The sequence below is a fragment of the Nitrosophilus alvini genome, from assembly GCF_015100395.1.
Lineage (GTDB): Bacteria > Campylobacterota > Campylobacteria > Campylobacterales > Nitratiruptoraceae > Nitrosophilus > Nitrosophilus alvini.
In genome coordinates this window covers 980166-999328 of the sequence record NZ_AP022847.1, presented here as the reverse complement: position 1 = coordinate 999328, position 19163 = coordinate 980166, and the positions used below count along the sequence as shown (strand labels likewise).

Genomic DNA, 19163 nt, shown 5'->3' with positions numbered 1-19163 from the left:
ATATGTGCAAAAAGATCAGTATAAAAGAAGCGATAAAGACCGCTTCAAAGATGTTAAAAGATGCTGCCCAGAGGCCGCGTTTTGAGGCAGAACTGCTACTGTCGCACCTGCTTGAAAAAGAGAGGATCTGGCTGCATATACATGATGACAAAACTTTGGATGAAAATGAGTTTCAAGAGTATATAAATCTTATCAAAAGAAGAGCCGCTCATGAGCCTGTGGAGTATATAACAGGAAAGGTCAGTTTTTACAAAGAGACATTTTTCATACAAAGAGGCGTTTTGATACCGAGGCCCGAAACTGAGCTGCTGATAGATGAAGTTATAAAAAATTTAGATGCACAAAAAGAGACAAGAATAGCGGAAATTGGCGTAGGAAGCGGTGTAATATCTATAATGCTTGCCAAAAAACTCAAAAATATAAAAATAACGGCAACAGACATATCAAAAGAGGCGATTCAAACGGCCGAGCTAAATATAAAACTGCATAAAGTAGAAGAGAGAATTGAACTGATAGAGTGCAGTATGCTTGATAGTGTCGATGAAAATATCGATGTTATAGTATCAAATCCGCCGTATATAGCAAAGGATTACAAACTTCCGAAAAGTCTCAGATATGAGCCCGAAACTGCACTTTTTGGCGGACAAAAAGGGGATGAGCTTCTTGGAAAGATAATAGATCTGGCATTTGAGCGAAACATCAAAATGCTGGCATGTGAAATGGGTTATGATCAGAAAAGTTCGATAGAAAAGAAACTTTGCGGGAAAAAATACTTATCGCTCTGTTTTTATAAAGATCTTGCGGGCTTTGACAGGGGATTCGTTCTGAAAATACGTTAATAGAGGGAGGGGATATGAAGAGAAATAAGTATATAGATATCGCATATATTATAATAATTGGAATTACACTTGGAGCAGTGCTTGCTACCGGTATTTTCGTGGCTCCTGTTGTATTCAACTCGGCAAAATATCTTGGTGAAGAGATTTTGAGTCACTATCAGGAAGGTCTTTTGATGACCGCAATATTTTTGAAAATGAACTATTTATTGAATTTTACGGCCTTTTTGATTATCATAAGGGAGGCATATGCATTCAAACTGTTTGAAAGAGACAGGATAACAGTCGCTGCGGCTATAACTTCGGTATTTGCGATTTTTATGTTTACGCTTTACTATACTCCAGATATCGTTGCTATGCAGATGGCGGGTGAAGAGATGACCGGAAGCGAAACGTTTGATAAAGTGCATAAAGCATCTGAAATTGATTTTAAGCTGCTTGCCCTGTCACTGGCGGTTTTAATGGGAAGAAGAATTATAAACTTAAACAGGCGGTAAAAGTGAATATCATTTCCATAAAGAATCTGAAAAAAAGTTTCGGTCCCAAACAGGTTTTAAAAGGTGTCAACCTTGAGATTGTCAAAAACAAAACAACCGTGATACTGGGGCTATCAGGAAGCGGAAAGTCTACCATAATCAAACATATCGTGGGACTTTTGAAGCCTGATGAGGGTGAGATATGGCTTGATGGTGTGGATATTGCAAAAGCGGATGAGAAAACGATCTTTCAGATAAGAAAGAGGATAGGTTTTCTTTTTCAAAGCGGAGCTCTTTTTGACAGCATGAATGTTTACGAGAATGTCTCTTTTCCTCTAATAGAACACACAAGAATGTCAAAGAGGGAAATTGAAAAGAAAGTAAAAAAAAGTCTTGAAATGGTAGGTCTCAGGCCAAATGAGGTAATACGCCTTTTCCCTGATGAACTTAGCGGCGGTATGAGAAAGAGAGTGGGACTTGCAAGAACGATAGTGCTTGATCCGGAGATAATTCTTTATGATGAGCCTACGTCGGGACTCGATCCTATTACAAGTGATCTTATCAGCAAAATGATAATAAATCTTCAAAAAGAGCTCGGTGTTACTTCTGTCCTTATAAGCCACGATATAAAAGAGAGCTTTAAAGTCGGCGACTATTTTGCAATGTTGTATGATGGTAAGATTATAGAGTATGGAACAAAAGAGCAGTTTGAAAACTCATCAAACCCCTATGTTCAGCAGTTCCTTCAAGGAGAGAGTCAGGGGCCTATAAAACTAACTGTTACACAGTAGTTTGCCCCAGCAAGCGTAGAAGAGAGTCAGAAGGACTCGATCAGTCCATCTGATTTCTCAAAAATGTAGGGATATCAAGTATATCTTCGTTAGTTTCATAGCCTCCGCTGACTTTTCTTCTTTTTGTTTGAGAAGCTTCCTGTTTCGGAGTAATGAGTCTAAGCTCATCTTTTGGAGTCTCTTTTTCCTCTTCCTGTTCAAAGCCTGTAGCAACTATAGTTATCTTTACTCTGTCAGGCTCCATGTTTTCATCTGTTGTAGTTCCGAATATAACATGGGCGTCTTCGTCAGCACTCTCATATACAATATCCATAGCTTCGCTTATATCTACAAGCGGATAGTCAGGATGTATATTGAAGTGTACTAGAACACCCATAGCGCCGTTTATTGACATATTGTCAAGAAGAGGTGATTCTATGGCAGATTTTATAGCTTCGTATGCGGAATTTGAGCCTTGAGATTCGCCTACACCCATGAGAGCAAGTCCTCTATGGCTCATAACTGTTTTCACATCTGCAAAGTCGAGGTTTATATCGTTATGACCGTATGATAGAATTACACCGCTTATACCACTTACGGCACGTGCCAAGACATCGTCTACTATTTTGAAACTCTCTTTTATTCCTAGATTTTTTTCGACTATTGCAAGAAGTTTGTCATTTGGTATTACCACTATTGAATCACTCTCTTTTTTAAGTTCATTTAATCCTTCTTCGGCCAGTCTGGCTCTCTTTCTTCCTTCAAATTTAAAAGGTTTTGTAACAACGGATATGGTAAGAGCGCCTACCTCCTTTGCAGCCTGAGCTATAATAGGAGCTGCACCGGTTCCGGTCCCACCGCCCATACCTGAAGCTATAAATACTATATCTGCACCCACTAGTCTCTCTTTTATCTCATCATAACTTTCAAGTGCCGCTTCTTTTCCTTTATCTGGAATCATTCCGGCACCTAGTCCTCTTGTAGTTTTCTCTCCAAGCTGGATTTTTACATGTGCTTCTGAAGAAGCAAGAGCCTGAGCATCGGTGTTTGCAACTAAGAGCTCAATACCTTTTACTCCCTGGTTTATCATATGCCCGATCATATTGCCACCGCCGCCGCCTATGCCAATGGCTTTTATATTGGCACCCGTAATGTTTTTTGTCTCTTCTACGCTGTAGGGCTGCTCCATCTAAAAACTCCTTCCTGTAGTATTTAAAATAGTTGTGTAATCCATCTCCAAAATTTTGAAGCTTTTTCTTTAACGCTTTCGCTTTCGTTTTTTATATTTTCAAGATTTGTCAACTGTTCGGTTATCTCTGATGTATCATCTGTTTTTTGACTTTCATCTTTTGAAATATTTGTAGAAGTTATCTCTTCTTTGGATATGTTTTCACTTTTGTGTCTGAGTTTTTTGTTTGAATCAATCTCATAAGGTGTAAATTTGCCGGCACCGTACAAAACAAGACCTATAGCAGTGGAAAACGCAGGATTTTTCAGTTCGTCGAACATGCCTTCAAGTTCACGGGGTCTGGCTATCCTTACAGGTATGTTGTCAAATATAGCTACAGCTAGCTCTCTCATTCCGTCCATATTCGTCATTCCGCCTGTAAGAACAACACCGGCGCCGATCTGTTCCTTTAGACCGCTTTTTTCTATTGATTTTGCAAGTATCATCAAAGTCTCTTCGACTCTGGCGAAAATAACATTATAAACTATTTCCAAAGAGACTTCGTGCGTCGTGTTTTCATCACCTATAACGGGAATCTCTATCGTTCCGCTTTCTGAGGACTTCAAACTTCCCTGTTCTATTTTTATTTTTTCCGCAACTGAAAGAGGTGTATGCAGAGCCATAGAAAGATCATTTGTTATATGATTTGAGCCGACGCCCAAAAAATCGTTGTATATTATGGAGTTTCCTATATGGATAACAAGATTGCTGGTTGAACCCCCCATGTCTATTACAGCAACTCCGAGTTCCTTTTCGTCATTGTTTAAAACGGCTATTGAAGAAGCATATCCGCTTAGAACAACGTTTCCTACTTCTACGCCGGCATTTTTTACTGCTTTTTTCAGATTGTACAAATTCGATTTTTGTGTGGTTATGATATGAACGTCCACTTCAAGACGCCCCGCATTCATACCCAAAGGATCTTCCACAAACTCCTGATCATCTACTTTAAAGTTATATGGCAATACATGAAGAACTTCATATTCGTGAGGGATATTTGCATTGTACAGAGCTGTCTGCATAACTCTGTTTATCTCTTTTATAGTTATCTCTTTATTTGGAATATTTACAATACCGTTGCTATTGATACTTTTAGTGTAGGCGCCTGAAATTGAAACAACCGCTTTTTGAATATTTTTGCCTGCAACTCTTTTTGCATCGTTAAGAGCTGCTTTTATTGATTTTGATGCAAGGTCGATATTTGTAATCGTGCCTTTTTTTAGTCCCTGTGATTTTGTTATTCCTGTACCTATTATCTCAAGCTCGTCGTTCTCTTTCTTTTCGGCTATAATGGCACAAATTTTTGTGGAGCCAATATCAATAGCTAAAACGGAGTTTTGCAATTACTGTCCTTTGTAATATATTTCAATAGGATATTTTGTTCTTAGATAGTTGACAAGGTTTGTATTTAAAAGGGTGTCTTTTAGTTTAAGAGTATTCTCTTCTATAAAATTTTTATTTTTTTCGAGTTTTTTCGGAAGAAGGAGCTTTTGGCCAAGTATTTGATAAACAACCGCTTTATTATCTCCAACCATGACATAACCTTGTTCTTTTACGCTTGCGAAAAGCTCATTTAAAAACTCTGCAGCTTCGTAACTGTTCAGAGGTTTGAGCTTGTCTATATCGTCTCTGGCTATAAAGTCTGTCTCTTTTCCATCAAAAGAGGCGTACAACTTTTTGGCCGTCTCAATCAATGCCGCTCTTTTTTTCTCTGTTAAAAGATCCCTTGAAGCCTCGGCTTTAGCATCCTCGAAGCTCTTTGGACGGGATGGTACTTTTTTGTCTAATCTTATGATAGCATATTTTTCGTCAATTAGTTTGGGTTTTAAGTAACTTTTTTCATTTTTTTGTGCTATTTTGGCCATAATGTTACCCGGTATTATATTGTTTTGCATTTTCAAGAAGAGTTTTTCTACAGGTTCGATCTCTCCTTTTTTGAAAGCTATATACTTTTTCAGTGCCTCTTTTTTTGCCAGTTTAAGTTTCAGCTCTTTCTCGGCAAGCACTTTTGCCTTTTCAAAAGAGAGTACTTTTCCGTCTTTACCTTTAAATCTGCTTTTGTTCTCTTCATAAAATTTTTTTATTTTATCTTCCGAAACGGTGACAGTATCGGGTGTCACCCATATCAAAGAGAGTTCAAATATAGGTTCGGTCATATATCTTTCTTTGTTTTTTTCCCAAAACTCTTTTACCTCTTTTTCTGATATCGATACATTGATATCGTCAGATGACAATACTTTATACTTTATTTTGTCGCCCATAAACAAAGCGGCTCCTGCTGTTTCGCTTTCAAGTGGCACAAGTACTGGTTTTATGATGTTTTGCAGTTTTTGAAGAAGTATCTGCTTTTTTATATTTTTTTCGAAATCCTTCGGTTTGAGTCCCGCACTTTTTAAAACGGAGAGATAGATTTTTTTGTCGAATTTTCCGTCTTTTTGAAACTCTTTCATAGAAACTATCTCTTTTTGTATCTCTTCATCAAGCACAGTCAATCCAAGATCTTTTGCCAGATTGATCATTAGAGCTTCAGTAACCAAAGAACTTATTGCTTCTTGTTCCAGACCTATCTCTTTGGCTTTTTTCTGGTCAAGTTCTCCATTTAGAATTTTGTTGTAGTAGTTGTAAAGATTCGAATATCTGTTTTGCAGCTCTTTAATTGTTATTTTTACATCTCCCACCTGGGCTGCTTTTCCTGACGCACTTCCGTATTGGTATGCTCCCCAACCGACAAAACCGGCACCTACAAACGCTATAGTACTTATCCAGATTGTAATCACAAGATATTTTCTGTGTTTTTGCATCCAGCTTATCATAAGATTTCCTTCGTATAATTTGAACTACGGTCCAATATCAAAAATTTTTTAAATTGTATGAAAAATGTTATTAATTTACTATAAATTGGTGATTTTCGGAATATAATGGCAGTATATGACAAAATGTCCAAAGATGTCACAAGGATGGAAAATGGGAAACAGAGAGTTGATGTATCGAGACCTTGCGCATATCTGGCATCCATGCACCCAGATGAAAGACCACGAGTTTTTGCCTCTTATTCCTATAAAAAAAGGCAAAGGCGTCTATCTGTATGACTATGAGGGCAACGGTTATATTGATGCTATAAGCAGTTGGTGGGTAAATCTGTTCGGACATTCCAATGAAAAAATAAATAAAAAGATAGAAGAACAGCTCAAAAACCTTGAACACGTCATATTTGCAGGTTTCACACATGAACCTATTATAAAGTTGAGCGAAAGACTTACAAAAATAACACCTTCAGGGTTGAATAGGTGCTTTTATGCCGACAACGGTTCAAGTGCTGTGGAAGTAGCTTTGAAAATGAGTTTTCACTGTCATAAAAACAGAGGCAGAACAAAGCCGCTGTTTGTATCCTTGACCAACAGCTATCACGGGGAGACTATAGGGGCTCTTTCGGTTGGAGATGTGGAGCTTTATAAGGACACTTATGAAGAGATCCTGATACGCTCCATTCAGACTCCCGTGCCAAAAGATACCAGTGAAGATGCGGCATTTGAGGCTGCCGAAAAAATGGAAGAGCTTTTTGAAAAGAGAAATGAAGAGATATCGGCACTCATCATAGAGCCGCTCGTTCAGTGTGCAGGATATATGCATATGTATCATCCCGTTTTTATCAAAAAGGCGAGGGAACTTTGCGACAGATATGATATACATCTGATAGCCGACGAGATAGCGGTTGGGTTTGGCAGAACGGGAACTATGTTTGCATGCGAACAGGCAAACGTCAGTCCAGATTTTATGTGCCTCTCAAAAGGACTTACCGGAGGATATCTGCCTCTGGCTGTTGTTCTGACAAAAGATGAGATATATGATGCTTTTTACTGTGACTATAATGAGTATAAAGCCTTTCTTCATTCGCACAGTTATACGGGAAACCCGCTTGGATGTGCTGCTGCCAATGCGGTCCTGGATATTTTTGAAAAAGAAAACGTGCTGGAAAAAAACCTTGAAAAAATAGAGTATATTTCAAAAAAACTGGATGATTTCAAAAAGCTTCCCAATGTAAAAGAGGTAAGGCAGACAGGGATGATAGCAGCCGTAGAGTTGAAAGGATACAGTCCGAAGGAGAGGATAGGTCTCAGAATTTATGAATATGGGCTGAAAAACGGCGTAATTTTAAGGCCTCTGGGACATGTGATATATTTTATGCCTCCGTATGTGATAAATCATGAAGAGATTGACAAGATGTTGGAGACAGCTTATCAGGGGATAAAAAATGTAATAAGGAGTTAAAGAATTGAGGAGTATAGCAGAATTTTGCAACTGTTTTCCAAAATTGCTATCTTTTTGGCCATCTGGAAAACATCTCTGTCATATGTATAGATTCCGTAACCTTTTATCACCATAATAGAACACCTGTTTTTTTGAAAATGGTGTACTATTTCAGCAGGAGCTCTTTCGTACCAGTCATCATAATTTTTGGGGTCATATACTGTAATCTCTCCAAATCTTGTCTTTCCGAAAAAATCTTTGGGAGAAATTTTGTTGTAGTTCAATGAATATGATGTTATAAAAGGCGGCATTGAATATGAGATAAATTTTGCCTCGTTTATATGGTCATAAATATATTTATGAATTTCTGCATCAATGCTTGCGTCATGCCATCTATAATCTTTTTTGAAATATAGTTCAACAAGAGAGTTTTCGTCTATTTCGTCAAATATTGCTTCTTTTTTATTTATTATGAATTTGTTGGCTTCGATTTTGGCGGAAATTGAACCGTGATAGACACCGAAAAAGTTTTTTCTAAACAAAGACAGCGATATTTTTCTTAAAAGTTCTACTGTAGCACTGTTCACAATAACCCTTTTGAAAGTATGTTTTTGATATTATACCTGTAATTATACTCTAATATATGAAGTCAAAAGAAAGGGTCAGATTGCATATACCGCATATTCCGGTGCTTCGAGACGAAGTTGTAGAAATTTTCAGTGATTGTAAAGATGGATATTTCATAGATTGTACAGTGGGATATGGCGGACACAGCGAAGCACTTTTAAAAAGCAATGAAAATATAAAAATCATTGGAATCGACCGTGACGAAGAGGCTCTTGAGTTTTCACGCAAGCGACTTTTTGAATATAAAGAGAGAGTAAGACTGGTTAGGGGAAAATTTTCACAGAAAATCAGAGAGTATCTTCATCTGCCTCTTTGTGGCATACTTGCCGATATCGGCGTATCTTCTTTACAGCTTGACAAGATTGAGAGAGGATTTTCTTTCGAGAGTCCGGTTTTGGATATGAGAATGGACAAAAGTTCGGAACTTACCGCATATGATGTGCTTAATTTTTATGAAAGAGAAAAACTGGAGCAGATTTTCAAAGAGTATGCGGAAGTTCCATATTATAAAAAACTGGCCGACATAATAATAAAGACAAGAAGCAAAAAACCGATAGAAAGTGCCAGAGAGTTTGCACAGATAATTTCCCGCCATTTTCCAAAAAGCGGAAAAATACACCCGGCTACTTTGCCTTTTCAGGCAGTGAGGATAGAAGTAAATGATGAATTGGGCGAATTGAAAAGACTTTTGGATGCCTGTGAAGAAGCAAGACCAGCCGGAGCGAAACTCGCAATCATAACTTTTCATTCCCTTGAAGATAGAATGGTAAAAAACCGATTTAAAAAGTGGGCAAAAAGATGTATATGCCCTCCGGAAAGCTTAAGGTGCGAATGTGGCAAAGATAATGCTTTGGGTGAGATACTCACAAAAAAGCCCATAACAGCCACAAAAGAGGAGATAAGAGCAAATCCCAGAAGCAGAAGTGCAAAAATGAGAGTTTTCAGGTTTAGGGTTTAAGGATTGAAATGATTGGCAACAGTGAAAAAAAGGAGCTGTTAAGCGGTTTTGAAGAAACAAAAGAGAGTTATCAAAATCTGGATGCGAAATTTTTGATAACTGTTCTGCTGGCAATGGTAATAGTATTTGCTTTTTCCTTTCCGAAAATCTATCTTAGAAACCATATATACTACAAAAGTCGGGATTTAAACAGGCTTTTGAGGCAGTATGATTCGCTCAAAGAGGAAAACAGGCTTCTTAGACAACAGCTTGAGTCGTTGAAGTTTAAAAATCAAATACTTGATACTATGTTTTAATCTCTTTTTTAAAGTATAAAGAGACCCCGATGTAAAGCAGACAGTTTTTATAATTGTTTTTACAAATAAAGTACTTTACCTATAGGATAAAAAAGGCGGATAGTGATAAGAAAATTTATTGAATTTGCTATAGACAAACCGATACTCAATCATATTTTTCTGCTGTTTATATTTATTCTGTCAATTTTTTCATATATAAATATCCCAAAAGAGATATTTCCCCCTTCCTCTCTGGACAAAATTACCATAACCGGCTCATATCCAGGTGCAAGTGCCGATATACTGGACAAGATGGCTGTCAAAGAGATAGAAGAGAATCTAAAAAATCTCAGTGATATAAAAGAGCTGGATTCGGTTGTAAAAAACGGTATGTTTTCCATAACAGCCGATATAAAGCCCGGGGCTGACAAAATTCTTCTACTCAATGACGTAAAAGATGAGATTGCAAAAGTAAAACCAAATCTTCCCTCCGATATGAACGAGCCTGTTGCAAAAATTGCGCAACAGACATTCCCACTTGTTCTTGTGGCTATTGCAACAGAGAAAGGAAAAAAAGAGCTGCTTGAAGTTGCAGATAGACTTAAGTCAGAACTTTCCAATATAAAAAATCTCAGCGACATCATTATAAGAGGCGATGCGGATGAAGAGCTCTTCATAGCTTTTGACGAAAAAAAGATAGATGCCTACGGCCTTGCAATCGACTCGGTTGTAAATGCGGTCCGCTCACTTTCGTCAATATTTCCTATAGGGGATATCAAAGAAAAGGGCAATCATCTTTTTTTAAGCACCCAAAACGGAAAAAAGACAAAATCCGAACTTGAAAATACAATTATTAATGTAAACGGCAAAAAGATATATCTAAAAGATATAGCCAGAGTCGATTTTACTCTGAGCGATCCCGATCAGCTTTCCCATTTCAACGGAAAGCCAAATGTTTCCATAAATATAAACAAATCGAAAGAAGGTAATGCTATAGAGCTTGTAAAAGAGATAAAAAAACTTTTGGCAGAGTTTGGTGAAAAATATCCCGAATTTACATTTGAGATATATACCGATACCTCAATATGGATAAGAAACAGACTAAATACAGTAACTTCCAATCTTATATTCGGACTTTTTCTTGTATTTTCATCGCTGCTTCTAAGTGTAAATGCAAGGATAGCGGCAGTTGTAGGCATGGGAATACCTCTTAGTTTCATGATAGGCATTATTGCGGCAAAAATGATGGGATTCAGTCTCAATATGCTCTCTTTGCTAGGTGCGCTGATAGCCCTTGGTATGCTTGTTGATGAAGCGATTGTGGTTGCAGAAAATATTTACCGCCATCTTGAGATGGGAAAAGAGAGAAGACAAGCTGCTATTGACGGTGCAGTTGAGATGTTTCCAGCGGTACTTACGGCCACGGCTACCACAGTTTTTGCTTTTTTGCCTTTGTTGATTCTCAGTGGCGAAATGGGAATGTTTCTGAAGATTCTTCCCATAATGATTTCGATACTTCTTGTAAGCTCGCTTTTCGAAGCCTTTTATTTTCTTCCTCTGCATGCAAAGGATATACTCAAGGTTTCCGAAAAAAAAGAGAGAAGCAAAAGATTTTGGGACAAAATGGGAGATATATACGTATCTGTTTTGAACCGGCTTTTGAAAAGAAAGTATATCTCTTTTATTTCTATGGCTTTGATAATAATTCTTTCTACGATATATCTCTTCAAACAGTCCAAGTTTCAACTCTTTCCTGAATTTGACACAACGCAGATATATGTGTCGGGAAGGGTAAATATAAACAATGACATTTTCGATACCGAAAAAATAGTAACGGAAGTTGAAAAAGTGATACTCCGACATATCAAAAAAAATGAGATCTCATCCGTAACTTCCGTTATAGGAATGAAACTTGATGCAAAAAACCAGCCGGAAATGGGAGACAACTATTTTCATATATTTATCAATTTGCATGAACCAAAGCCAAAAAATTTTGTTGACAAATATATAAATCCCTATCTCTCTTTTGAGTATGATGATTCGGATATGATAAGAGAGCGCTCAGCCAGAGAGATTGCCGATGAAATCAAAAAGATAACAGAAAAATTTATCACAGACCGGCGTTTTGAAGAGTTCAATATCATAGTCCCGCAGGCCGGAATAGTAAAAAGCGATATAGAGGTATCTTTCAGCGCTTCAGATGATGAAAAGATTTTGTGGGCTGTCAAAAAGATGGAAGAGAAAATGAAAAAGATAAATGGGGTTTACAATATAAACGATGACGCGAAGGAGGGCAAAAAAGAGCTTAAATTTCTGATAAATGATTACGGAGAAAAATTAGGAATTACAGAGCAGTACCTATATACCGCACTAAAGCCGCTTTTTTTAAAAGGTGAATACGCCAAAATGTTCAAAGAGGGCAATCTTCTCAAAATAAAATTTGCTTCCATTGACAAAGACAGGTTTGATACTTTGAAAAATCTTGAAATTTCAGTTCCAGGAGGCCCAGAAAAGGTAAAGTTGACGGATGTCGCCGATTTTGAGTTTATAAAAAGATTTGATATATACTTTAAAGAGAACGGCGAAAAAATAAGAACAGTTTATGCCTCTTTGGATAAAAAAATTCTTACTTCGGGAGATTTTTATAAACAGGTTTCATCGGTTTTGGATGAGATAAAAAAAGAGGGTGTGAAAATAATTATAAAAGGCGAAGAGAAAGAAAATAAAAAAGTGCAACTTGAAATTGCAGAAGCGGCAATAATCGCTATTTTCCTTATTTTTCTTGCTCTTGTATGGATGTTTGACAGCGTGGTGCTGCCACTTATAGTTATAAGTTCTATTCCTCTTTCGTTACTGGGTGTTCTGATAGGTCACAAAATCATGGGTATCAATCTTACATTGCCGAGTATGATTGGGATTGTAGGACTTGCAGGGGTTGTTGTAAATGACGGCCTTATTATGCTTGACTTTATCAAAAGATGCAAAGATACAGAGTGTCTGCTTAAAAAGGCCAAAATGAGGTTAAGACCTATTTTGCTAACATCTTTGACAACTGTTCTGGGACTTTCCACATTGATGTTTTTTGCGTCAGGACAGTCTTTGATACTTCAGCCAATGGCTCTGACGCTTGGTTTTGGAATTGCATGGGCGACTATTTTAAACCTATATTTTGTTCCGCTTTTTTTCAGTATTGTATATAAAATAGAGGATAAAATCGGGTATAATAGAAACACAAAAAAATAACTGAGCAACTTTATAAATTTTTATTATCGTTTTTTTGATAATTTTCATTGTTGGTATGATATACTAAATCTCTAAAATTAAGAGGGGGTAAAAATGTTGTTCAATGATGAAGATGATTTTTTGATGGGGACGCCAAAAAGCAAATTTTTTGATATAGTTTTTCACGCAAACAGAAACATTGTACATAATGAACTTGAAAGATTGATGCGTAGAATGGCTGCACTTGAGCTCATAGTTGAAAAAGAGTTGGGAATCGAAGATGTAGAAAAGAAAATTGCATCATTTGAACCTGAAAATACAGAAGAGATTGAGAACAGAACAAACTCTTTATATATAGAATCTATGGGAAATATTCTAAGCGAAAGCGAATAAAACTTAAAATCTGAAAAAGGAACAGTTTGAATCTTGAGGCTGTAGAGACGGAACTTGTTTCTCTTGTAAAAGATCTTGATGATGAAACAAGTGTAAAACTTTTTGAAAAATTACCAAAAGGAAAGAGGTTAAGATCGAAACTTATACTCAAAATTGCGCCACAGAGCAAAGAAGCGGTCAAACTTTCTGCCATTATAGAGCTTATACATGCTGCAAGTCTGTTGCATGATGATGTTATCGACGATGCACTTACAAGAAGAGGAGCTCCCTCTTTAAATGCGCTATTCGGCAATAAAACTTCCATTATGCTTGGAGATATACTTTATTCAAAAGCTTTCTATGAGCTGGTCTCGATGGGAGAGGAGATAGCAAAAAGAGTTTCAAATGCTGTTACTCTTCTGAGTATCGGTGAGATGATGGATGTTGAACTTTCCAAAAGATTCAATCCGGATTTTGATCTCTATTTTGATATGATTTACAAAAAGACAGCCTCTTTGATAGAGGCAAGCGCAGCCTCAGCTGCAGTCATTGCAAACAAAAATCCTGAAAATTATGGTCTATACGGTAAAAATCTGGGGATTGCTTTTCAGATTGTTGATGATATTTTGGATATTGTTTCAGATGAAAAAACTCTTGGTAAACCGGCTTTAAACGATTATAAAGAGGGCAAAACTACCTTACCGTACATATATCTTTACAATGATATGACCGAAGAGGAAAAACAGAAACTTGTTTCATATCATGGAAAAGAGTTAAATGTAGATGAGTCGAAGTGGATAAAAGAGATGTTTGAAAAATATGATTCAGTTCAGAAATCACATAATTTTGCCAAAAAACTTGGACTCGAAGCGCTTAAAAGCATAGAGAGTGATGATAGAGGTGGCGATTTGACAGCAATTATGAAAAATCTAATAGAGAGGTCTTATTGATGCAGTACTTAGTTATAAGTTTTTCACACAAAAACTCCGATGTAACCGTTAGAGAGAAATTGGCATTAAGTGAACCCGAAATCAGAGAAAAAACCTATAAAAAACTTATGGAACACAGGGCAATAAACGAAGTTATAATTCTCTCTACATGTAACAGAGTGGAAGTAATTGCTAGTGTAAAAGACCCTTATAAAGCAACCGAATATATACTCTCTCTTCTGAGTTCAAATTCAGGGATTTCTCTTGAAGAGCTTGAAGGAAGAGCCGATATATACGAAGACAACGGCGCTATACACCATATATTCAGCGTTGCTTCCGCTCTTGACAGTCTTGTTATTGGCGAGACGCAGATATCGGGACAGCTCAAAGACGCTTACAAAGAGTCTTTTGAAAAAGGATATTGTTCACAAAAACTGAGTCGTGTTATGCACTATGCATTTAAGTGTGCGGCGGCCGTAAGAAACAGTACGGATATTTCCAAAAATCCCGTTTCCGTTGCAAGTGCCGCAGTAGCAAAAGCAAAGTCTATACTCGGTTCGCTTGGCGGATATACCGCTTTGATTTTGGGGACAGGCGAAATGGGCCTTTTAGCAGCAAAACATCTTATATCGAACGGATGCAACATTATCCTAATAGGAAGAGATCTCAAAAAAACGAAAGAGATTGTAAAAGAGCTCGGTTCTCAGGCTCAGGCGGAACCCTTTTCAAATATCAAAGACCTTCTCAACAGATACAGGCTGCTTTTTACCGCTACAGGTGCGCCACACCCAATAATTACACCGGACATGATTGAACCCAGAGAGTTTGAAAGGCACTGGTTTGATATGGCGGTTCCAAGAGATATAGAAGAGTGTTCATGTAAAAATGTAAATATATATAGTGTCGATGATCTGCAGGATATTGTCAATCAAAACCTCGCTTTGAGAGAAGAGCAGGCGTCAATTGCTTATAAGATAGTCGGCAGATTTACTATGGAGTTTTTTAAATGGCTACAGTCGCTATCTGTAGACCCAATTATAAAAGAGATAAGGAACAGAGCTAGAGAAGCGAGTCTTAAGGAGTTGAAAAAAGCGATAAAGAAGGGTTATCTTCCGGCAGAATACGAAGAAGAAGTGACAAAAATACTTCATAACGCTTTCAATACTTTTCTACATAGACCCACTGTCAATCTCAAAAAAGTTGCGGAAGAGCCATCAGGCGATACGATAGTAGAGTCAATAAAATACTTTTTTGATATAAACGGAGGCAAAGAGACCTCTCTTAACAGATACAAATGCGAATATCATATGGATGTCAGGAGTGAAGCGTGAGGTTTGGCAAAGCATTTATACCGACACAAAAAGAGGCACCTAAAGATGCTCTGCTTCCAAGCCATATTTTTCTGGTAAGAGGAGCTTTTATAAATCAGGTAGCAAGCGGAATCTATAATTTTCTGCCACTTGGTAAAAAGGTACTTGAAAAAATAGAAAATATTATAAAAAATGAGCTTGACAATGCAGGATGTCAGGAGGTTCAACTGGGTTTTGTTACTCCATGCGAACTTTGGGAAAAGAGCGGAAGGTTGGCTAAATACGGAAAAGAGTTGTTGAGATTTAAAGACAGGCGTGAGAACTGTTTTGTCTTAGGACCTACTCATGAGGAGATGATGGTCGAACTTGTCAAAAACAGAGCAAACAGCTATAAAGACCTTCCTTTGAATCTCTATCAGATAAATCTGAAATTCAGAGATGAGGCTAGACCAAGATTTGGACTCTTAAGAGGTCGTGAATTTATAATGAAAGACGGATACAGTTTTCATGCCGACCATGAAGACATGGTTAGAGAATTTAAACTTATGGAAGAGACATATAGAAAAATTTTTGAAAAAATGGGGCTAGATTTCAGAGTTGTGGAAGCTCACAGCGGGGCTATTGGGGGAAGCGGAAGCAAAGAGTTTATGGTTCTTGCAAACAGCGGTGAAGATACTATAGTAGTATGTGATTCTTGTGGATATGCTGCAAATATAGAAGCGGCAAAAAGGGCTCAACCAGAGGCTCCTTGTGAGCCTCCTGAAGCGGAGTTTTGCAAATTTTTTACCCCAGGGGTTAAAACTATTGGGGAACTTAGCGACTTTTTCAAAGTAAATCCCTACTATCTTGTTAAAGCCGTGGCAAAAAAAGCGATATATGACGACCATGAAGAGATAGTGGTATTTTTCTTAAGAGGCAGCGATGAACTTCAGGAAACCAAAGCACTCTCTGCTATAGGTGCAAACGATCTTGTTGATGTAAGCGAGGAAGAACTTGAAAATGCAGGCCTTGTACCAGGATATATAGGGCCTTTTGAAACAGAAGTGAGAGTTTTATTTGACAGCTCTTTAAAAAATGCGGCAAATATGATATGCGGAGCAAATGAGAAAGAGTATCATATGGTAGGTGCCGATCTTGGCAATATAGAAGCGGAATTTGCAGATATTATAGAGGTAAAAGAGGGAGATAAGTGTCCTGGTTGCGGAGGAAAGCTGCTATTGACAAAAGGGATAGAAGTCGGACATATTTTTCAGCTTGGAACAAGATATTCTGAACCTCTGGAGGCAAATTTTCTTGATGAGAACGGAAAGTCAAAACCGTTTGTTATGGGGACATACGGTATCGGCGTAAGTCGCCTTATTGCCGCTATAATCGAACAGAATCATGATGAAAAAGGGTGCATATGGCCAAAAAGCGTAGCCCCTTTTGAAGTTGATATCGTTGTATCGAATATAAAAGATGAAGAGCAGAAAAATTTTGCCGAAGAGTTGTATGATAGGCTTAGATCAGCTTCGGTAGAAGTTATACTCGATGACAGAAATGAGAGATTCGGATTTAAGATGAAAGATTTTGAACTTATAGGTTTTCCATATGCAGTTATCGTCGGAAAATCTCTGAAAGAGGGAAAAATAGAGATAGTTGATAGAAAAACTCTTGAAAAAACTGAAGTTGAAAAAGATAAAGTTTTCGAATATTTGACGGATATACTCAAATGATCTATTTTCTTCTCTACCTTTTTATTGAAGTTTTTGTTTCTGTCAATATAGCAAGTGTCATAGGTCCGATATGGACATTTGTAGAGATTATTGCATCTGCTATGCTCGGTTTTTTTATATTGGCAAGATTTCAATATAAATCCAGCGAGTATCTTATGGCTCTTGCAAGGAAAGAGATTACAATTGAAGAGTTTGAGTCATTGAATCTTTATACACTTCTTGGAGCTTTTTTGCTGATAATTCCAGGATTTTTTACGGATATCATAGGAATACTTTTACAGTTTGGAGTTTTTGCCAAATTTTTTGCCAGCAAAATACTGCATTTGAGAAAAAAACCACCCAAAGATGAAGGAGACGACAATGTCATCGATGTTGAAATTATTGAGCGTTAGTATTATAGCTGCAACCGCACTTTTTGGCGCAACAGATGCCCAGATAATCAAATTTGTAAAAAAAGGTCTTGGCAAAAATCCTTCGATTGAGGTAAAAAAAGTGGAGATAGTTGAAAAACAGCCGGTAGAAAAACCTGCTGGATGGGATGCTTATATAATAAGATTTGATCTAGTTCTCAAAAGAGGAAAAGAGAAAAGAGAGATAGCAGGCGGTGATGTTATTTTTGTAAAAGGTGATATGGTGTCTCCGGATTTCATAGACCTTAAAACCAACAGAAGTCTGAAAAAATCAATATCTCCAACTTTGAAACAGGAGTTCTATGATAATAAGAGGCTTTTATACGGGAAAAAAGATGCAGAGCATAAAATAGTCGTTTTCAGCGATCCTTTGTGCCCTTTCTGTAAAGATATAGTTCCTGTAATTATAGAAGATGTGAAAAAATACCCTGACAAATTTGCACTTTACTATTATCATCTTCCGTTAGCACAGCTTCATCCGGCTGCTCCAACTATTGCAAAAGCGATGATAATTTTTCAAAAAGAGGGCAGAAAAGATCTTATAAAAAAAATATACGAAACAGACTTTGATCCCACTTTGACTGATGAAAAAGATATTCTTCAGGAGCTTAACAAAAAACTCGGGACAAAGCTTAGTGTAAATGATATAAACCAAAAATGGGTTCTAGAACATCTCAAACATGATATGGAGTCGGCACAAAAACTGATGGTTAAAGGAACGCCGACAATTTTCCTTGACGGAAAAAAAGATATATCTTTGGACAAAGACGAATACAAAAAATATATCAAATAATGGAGAGATAGGTGAAAAAACTGGTAATTGCAACAAGAGGAAGTAAACTTGCCCTGTGGCAGTCGGAACATATAAAAGCAGAACTGAAAAACCATTTTCCCGAAATGGAGATAGAACTTCGTATCTTCAAGACAAAAGGTGACAAAATATTGGATACTCCTTTAGCTCTTATCGGTGGGAAAGGGCTTTTTACTAAAGAACTTGAAGATGCCATGCTAAAAGGCGATGCCCATATGGCCGTTCATAGTCTAAAAGATGTGCCTACCGAACTGCCTGAGGGTCTGGTGCTCAGTGCAATAACGAAGCGCGAAGACGTAAGAGATGCGATGCTCAGCGAAAAATACTCTTCTGTAGAAGAGCTACCCGGAGGTGCTGTTGTAGGGACTACTAGTCTCAGAAGAAGAATGCAGCTTCTTCATCTGAGACCAGATCTCAATATCAAAGATTTGAGAGGAAATGTTGATACCAGGATAAGAAAACTCAAAAACGGAGAGTTTGATGCCATCATACTTGCTGCTGCTGGTCTGAACAGATTGGGACTTACCGGTGAGGTCAGATACTTTTCTCCGATCGATACAGAGAAGATGATTCCCGCTATGGGACAGGCTGCGCTCGGTATAGAGAGTGTCAGTGACCCTGATGTTCTTAAAATCGTATCTGTGCTGAATGACGAGAAATCTATGATAGAGACAACGGTGGAGAGGACGTTTGTAGACAGGCTTCAAGGAGGCTGTCAGGTGCCGATAGGCGTGAGGGCTGAGCTTCTTGAGAACGGTGATGTAATAGCTAAAGCCGTTATAGGTCTTCCAAACGGCAGAGAGCTTTTGAAAGATAAAGTGATAGGAACAAAAGAGAACTATAAAGAGCTTGGAAATATACTTGCAGACTCTATGATAGAAAACGGAGCTAAAGAGCTTCTAAAGCGGGCTGAAGAGATTGCTTTTAAATAAATTCGATTAGGCAATTTGGGAAAGAGGCAAATCCCTGTGTGCCT

At 37.6% G+C, this 19163-nt stretch carries 18 protein-coding genes; 14 read left to right on the top strand and 4 right to left on the bottom strand.

All coding sequences use genetic code 11. The annotated features are described in order from the left end of the window. Nucleotides 1-2: 2 nt before the first annotated feature. The 3 genes from prmC to EPR_RS05165 are packed head-to-tail and all read left to right on the top strand — an operon-like array spanning nucleotide 3 to nucleotide 2103. The gene (gene prmC, locus EPR_RS05175) at nucleotides 3-839 is read left to right on the top strand and encodes a peptide chain release factor N(5)-glutamine methyltransferase (protein ID WP_200762195.1); all 837 of its coding nucleotides are present in this window, start codon (nucleotides 3-5) and stop codon (nucleotides 837-839) included. A gap of 14 nt (nucleotides 840-853) precedes the next feature. Further along, complete coding sequence (locus EPR_RS05170) at nucleotides 854-1333, top strand: DUF4149 domain-containing protein (RefSeq protein WP_200762194.1); 480 nt, start codon at nucleotides 854-856, stop codon at nucleotides 1331-1333. An 8-nt stretch (nucleotides 1334-1341) separates the two neighbouring features. Continuing rightward, the gene (locus EPR_RS05165) at nucleotides 1342-2103 is read left to right on the top strand and encodes an ABC transporter ATP-binding protein (protein ID WP_200764172.1); all 762 of its coding nucleotides are present in this window, start codon (nucleotides 1342-1344) and stop codon (nucleotides 2101-2103) included. 40 nt (nucleotides 2104-2143) lie between these two features. Here EPR_RS05165 and ftsZ read toward each other — a convergent pair whose 3' ends face one another. From ftsZ to EPR_RS05150, 3 genes are read right to left on the bottom strand one after another with little or no spacing between them, the layout of a single operon-like run. Continuing rightward, nucleotides 2144-3271 (bottom strand): cell division protein FtsZ, encoded by a 1128-nt coding sequence (ftsZ, locus tag EPR_RS05160; RefSeq protein WP_200762193.1) that lies wholly within the window; start codon nucleotides 3269-3271, stop codon nucleotides 2144-2146. A 23-nt stretch (nucleotides 3272-3294) separates the two neighbouring features. Next, entirely contained in the window at nucleotides 3295-4653 is a 1359-nt protein-coding gene (gene ftsA / locus EPR_RS05155; RefSeq protein ID WP_200762192.1) for a cell division protein FtsA, read from the bottom strand. Continuing rightward, the gene (locus tag EPR_RS05150) at nucleotides 4654-6123 is read right to left on the bottom strand and encodes a peptidylprolyl isomerase (protein ID WP_200762191.1); all 1470 of its coding nucleotides are present in this window, start codon (nucleotides 6121-6123) and stop codon (nucleotides 4654-4656) included. A 151-nt stretch (nucleotides 6124-6274) separates the two neighbouring features. Between EPR_RS05150 and EPR_RS05145 the strand changes: the two genes are divergently transcribed. Then, nucleotides 6275-7579, top strand: a complete 1305-nt coding sequence (locus tag EPR_RS05145; protein ID WP_200762190.1) for an adenosylmethionine--8-amino-7-oxononanoate transaminase — start codon at nucleotides 6275-6277, stop codon at nucleotides 7577-7579. On the opposite strand, the gene EPR_RS05140 is transcribed toward EPR_RS05145, so the two are convergent. Next, nucleotides 7576-8145: a class II aldolase and adducin N-terminal domain-containing protein gene (locus EPR_RS05140; RefSeq protein ID WP_200762189.1), complete on the bottom strand. Its 570-nt coding sequence runs from the start codon at nucleotides 8143-8145 to the stop codon at nucleotides 7576-7578. The genes EPR_RS05145 and EPR_RS05140 overlap by 4 nt on opposite strands. An 80-nt stretch (nucleotides 8146-8225) precedes the next feature. Here EPR_RS05140 and rsmH point away from each other — a divergent pair, with 80 nt between their 5' ends. From rsmH to hemC, 10 genes are all read left to right on the top strand, one after another. After that, nucleotides 8226-9143, top strand: coding sequence for a 16S rRNA (cytosine(1402)-N(4))-methyltransferase RsmH (rsmH, locus tag EPR_RS05135; protein ID WP_200762188.1), 918 nt, complete (start codon nucleotides 8226-8228; stop codon nucleotides 9141-9143). 8 nt (nucleotides 9144-9151) lie between these two features. Then, nucleotides 9152-9439, top strand: coding sequence for a hypothetical protein (locus tag EPR_RS05130; protein ID WP_234697082.1), 288 nt, complete (start codon nucleotides 9152-9154; stop codon nucleotides 9437-9439). A gap of 102 nt (nucleotides 9440-9541) precedes the next feature. Next, a complete protein-coding gene (locus EPR_RS05125) occupies nucleotides 9542-12661 on the top strand; it encodes an efflux RND transporter permease subunit (protein ID WP_234697081.1) in 3120 nt (1039 codons plus the stop codon). Between the two features lie 93 nt (nucleotides 12662-12754). Then, a complete protein-coding gene (locus tag EPR_RS05120) occupies nucleotides 12755-13033 on the top strand; it encodes a DUF2018 family protein (protein WP_200762187.1) in 279 nt (92 codons plus the stop codon). A gap of 26 nt (nucleotides 13034-13059) precedes the next feature. Then, on the top strand, nucleotides 13060-13962 hold the full coding sequence (locus tag EPR_RS05115) for a polyprenyl synthetase family protein (protein WP_200762186.1): 903 nt from the start codon (nucleotides 13060-13062) through the stop codon (nucleotides 13960-13962). Next, nucleotides 13962-15272, top strand: coding sequence for a glutamyl-tRNA reductase (gene hemA, locus EPR_RS05110; protein ID WP_200762185.1), 1311 nt, complete (start codon nucleotides 13962-13964; stop codon nucleotides 15270-15272). The genes EPR_RS05115 and hemA overlap by 1 nt, the downstream gene beginning before the upstream one ends. Then, on the top strand, nucleotides 15269-16966 hold the full coding sequence (locus tag EPR_RS05105; RefSeq protein WP_200762184.1) for a proline--tRNA ligase: 1698 nt from the start codon (nucleotides 15269-15271) through the stop codon (nucleotides 16964-16966). Before hemA ends, EPR_RS05105 begins: the two co-directional genes overlap by 4 nt. Continuing rightward, a complete protein-coding gene (locus EPR_RS05100; RefSeq protein ID WP_200762183.1) occupies nucleotides 16963-17358 on the top strand; it encodes an FxsA family protein in 396 nt (131 codons plus the stop codon). Before EPR_RS05105 ends, EPR_RS05100 begins: the two co-directional genes overlap by 4 nt. Further along, on the top strand, nucleotides 17327-18169 hold the full coding sequence (locus tag EPR_RS05095; protein ID WP_200762182.1) for a DsbA family protein: 843 nt from the start codon (nucleotides 17327-17329) through the stop codon (nucleotides 18167-18169). Before EPR_RS05100 ends, EPR_RS05095 begins: the two co-directional genes overlap by 32 nt. A gap of 11 nt (nucleotides 18170-18180) precedes the next feature. After that, nucleotides 18181-19119: a hydroxymethylbilane synthase gene (gene hemC, locus EPR_RS05090; protein ID WP_200762181.1), complete on the top strand. Its 939-nt coding sequence runs from the start codon at nucleotides 18181-18183 to the stop codon at nucleotides 19117-19119. The last annotated feature ends 44 nt before the right edge of the window (nucleotides 19120-19163 follow it).

Coding starts and splice junctions, on each gene's coding strand:
- prmC (WP_200762195.1), top strand. CDS start 3: ATGTGCAAAAAGATCAGTATAAAAGAAGCGATAAAGACCGCTTCAAAG.
- EPR_RS05170 (WP_200762194.1), top strand. CDS start 854: ATGAAGAGAAATAAGTATATAGATATCGCATATATTATAATAATTGGA.
- ftsZ (WP_200762193.1), bottom strand. CDS start 3,271: ATGGAGCAGCCCTACAGCGTAGAAGAGACAAAAAACATTACGGGTGCC.
- EPR_RS05150 (WP_200762191.1), bottom strand. CDS start 6,123: ATGATAAGCTGGATGCAAAAACACAGAAAATATCTTGTGATTACAATC.
- EPR_RS05145 (WP_200762190.1), top strand. CDS start 6,275: ATGGGAAACAGAGAGTTGATGTATCGAGACCTTGCGCATATCTGGCAT.
- EPR_RS05130 (WP_234697082.1), top strand. CDS start 9,152: ATGATTGGCAACAGTGAAAAAAAGGAGCTGTTAAGCGGTTTTGAAGAA.
- EPR_RS05120 (WP_200762187.1), top strand. CDS start 12,755: ATGTTGTTCAATGATGAAGATGATTTTTTGATGGGGACGCCAAAAAGC.
- hemA (WP_200762185.1), top strand. CDS start 13,962: ATGCAGTACTTAGTTATAAGTTTTTCACACAAAAACTCCGATGTAACC.
- EPR_RS05100 (WP_200762183.1), top strand. CDS start 16,963: ATGATCTATTTTCTTCTCTACCTTTTTATTGAAGTTTTTGTTTCTGTC.
- EPR_RS05095 (WP_200762182.1), top strand. CDS start 17,327: ATGTCATCGATGTTGAAATTATTGAGCGTTAGTATTATAGCTGCAACC.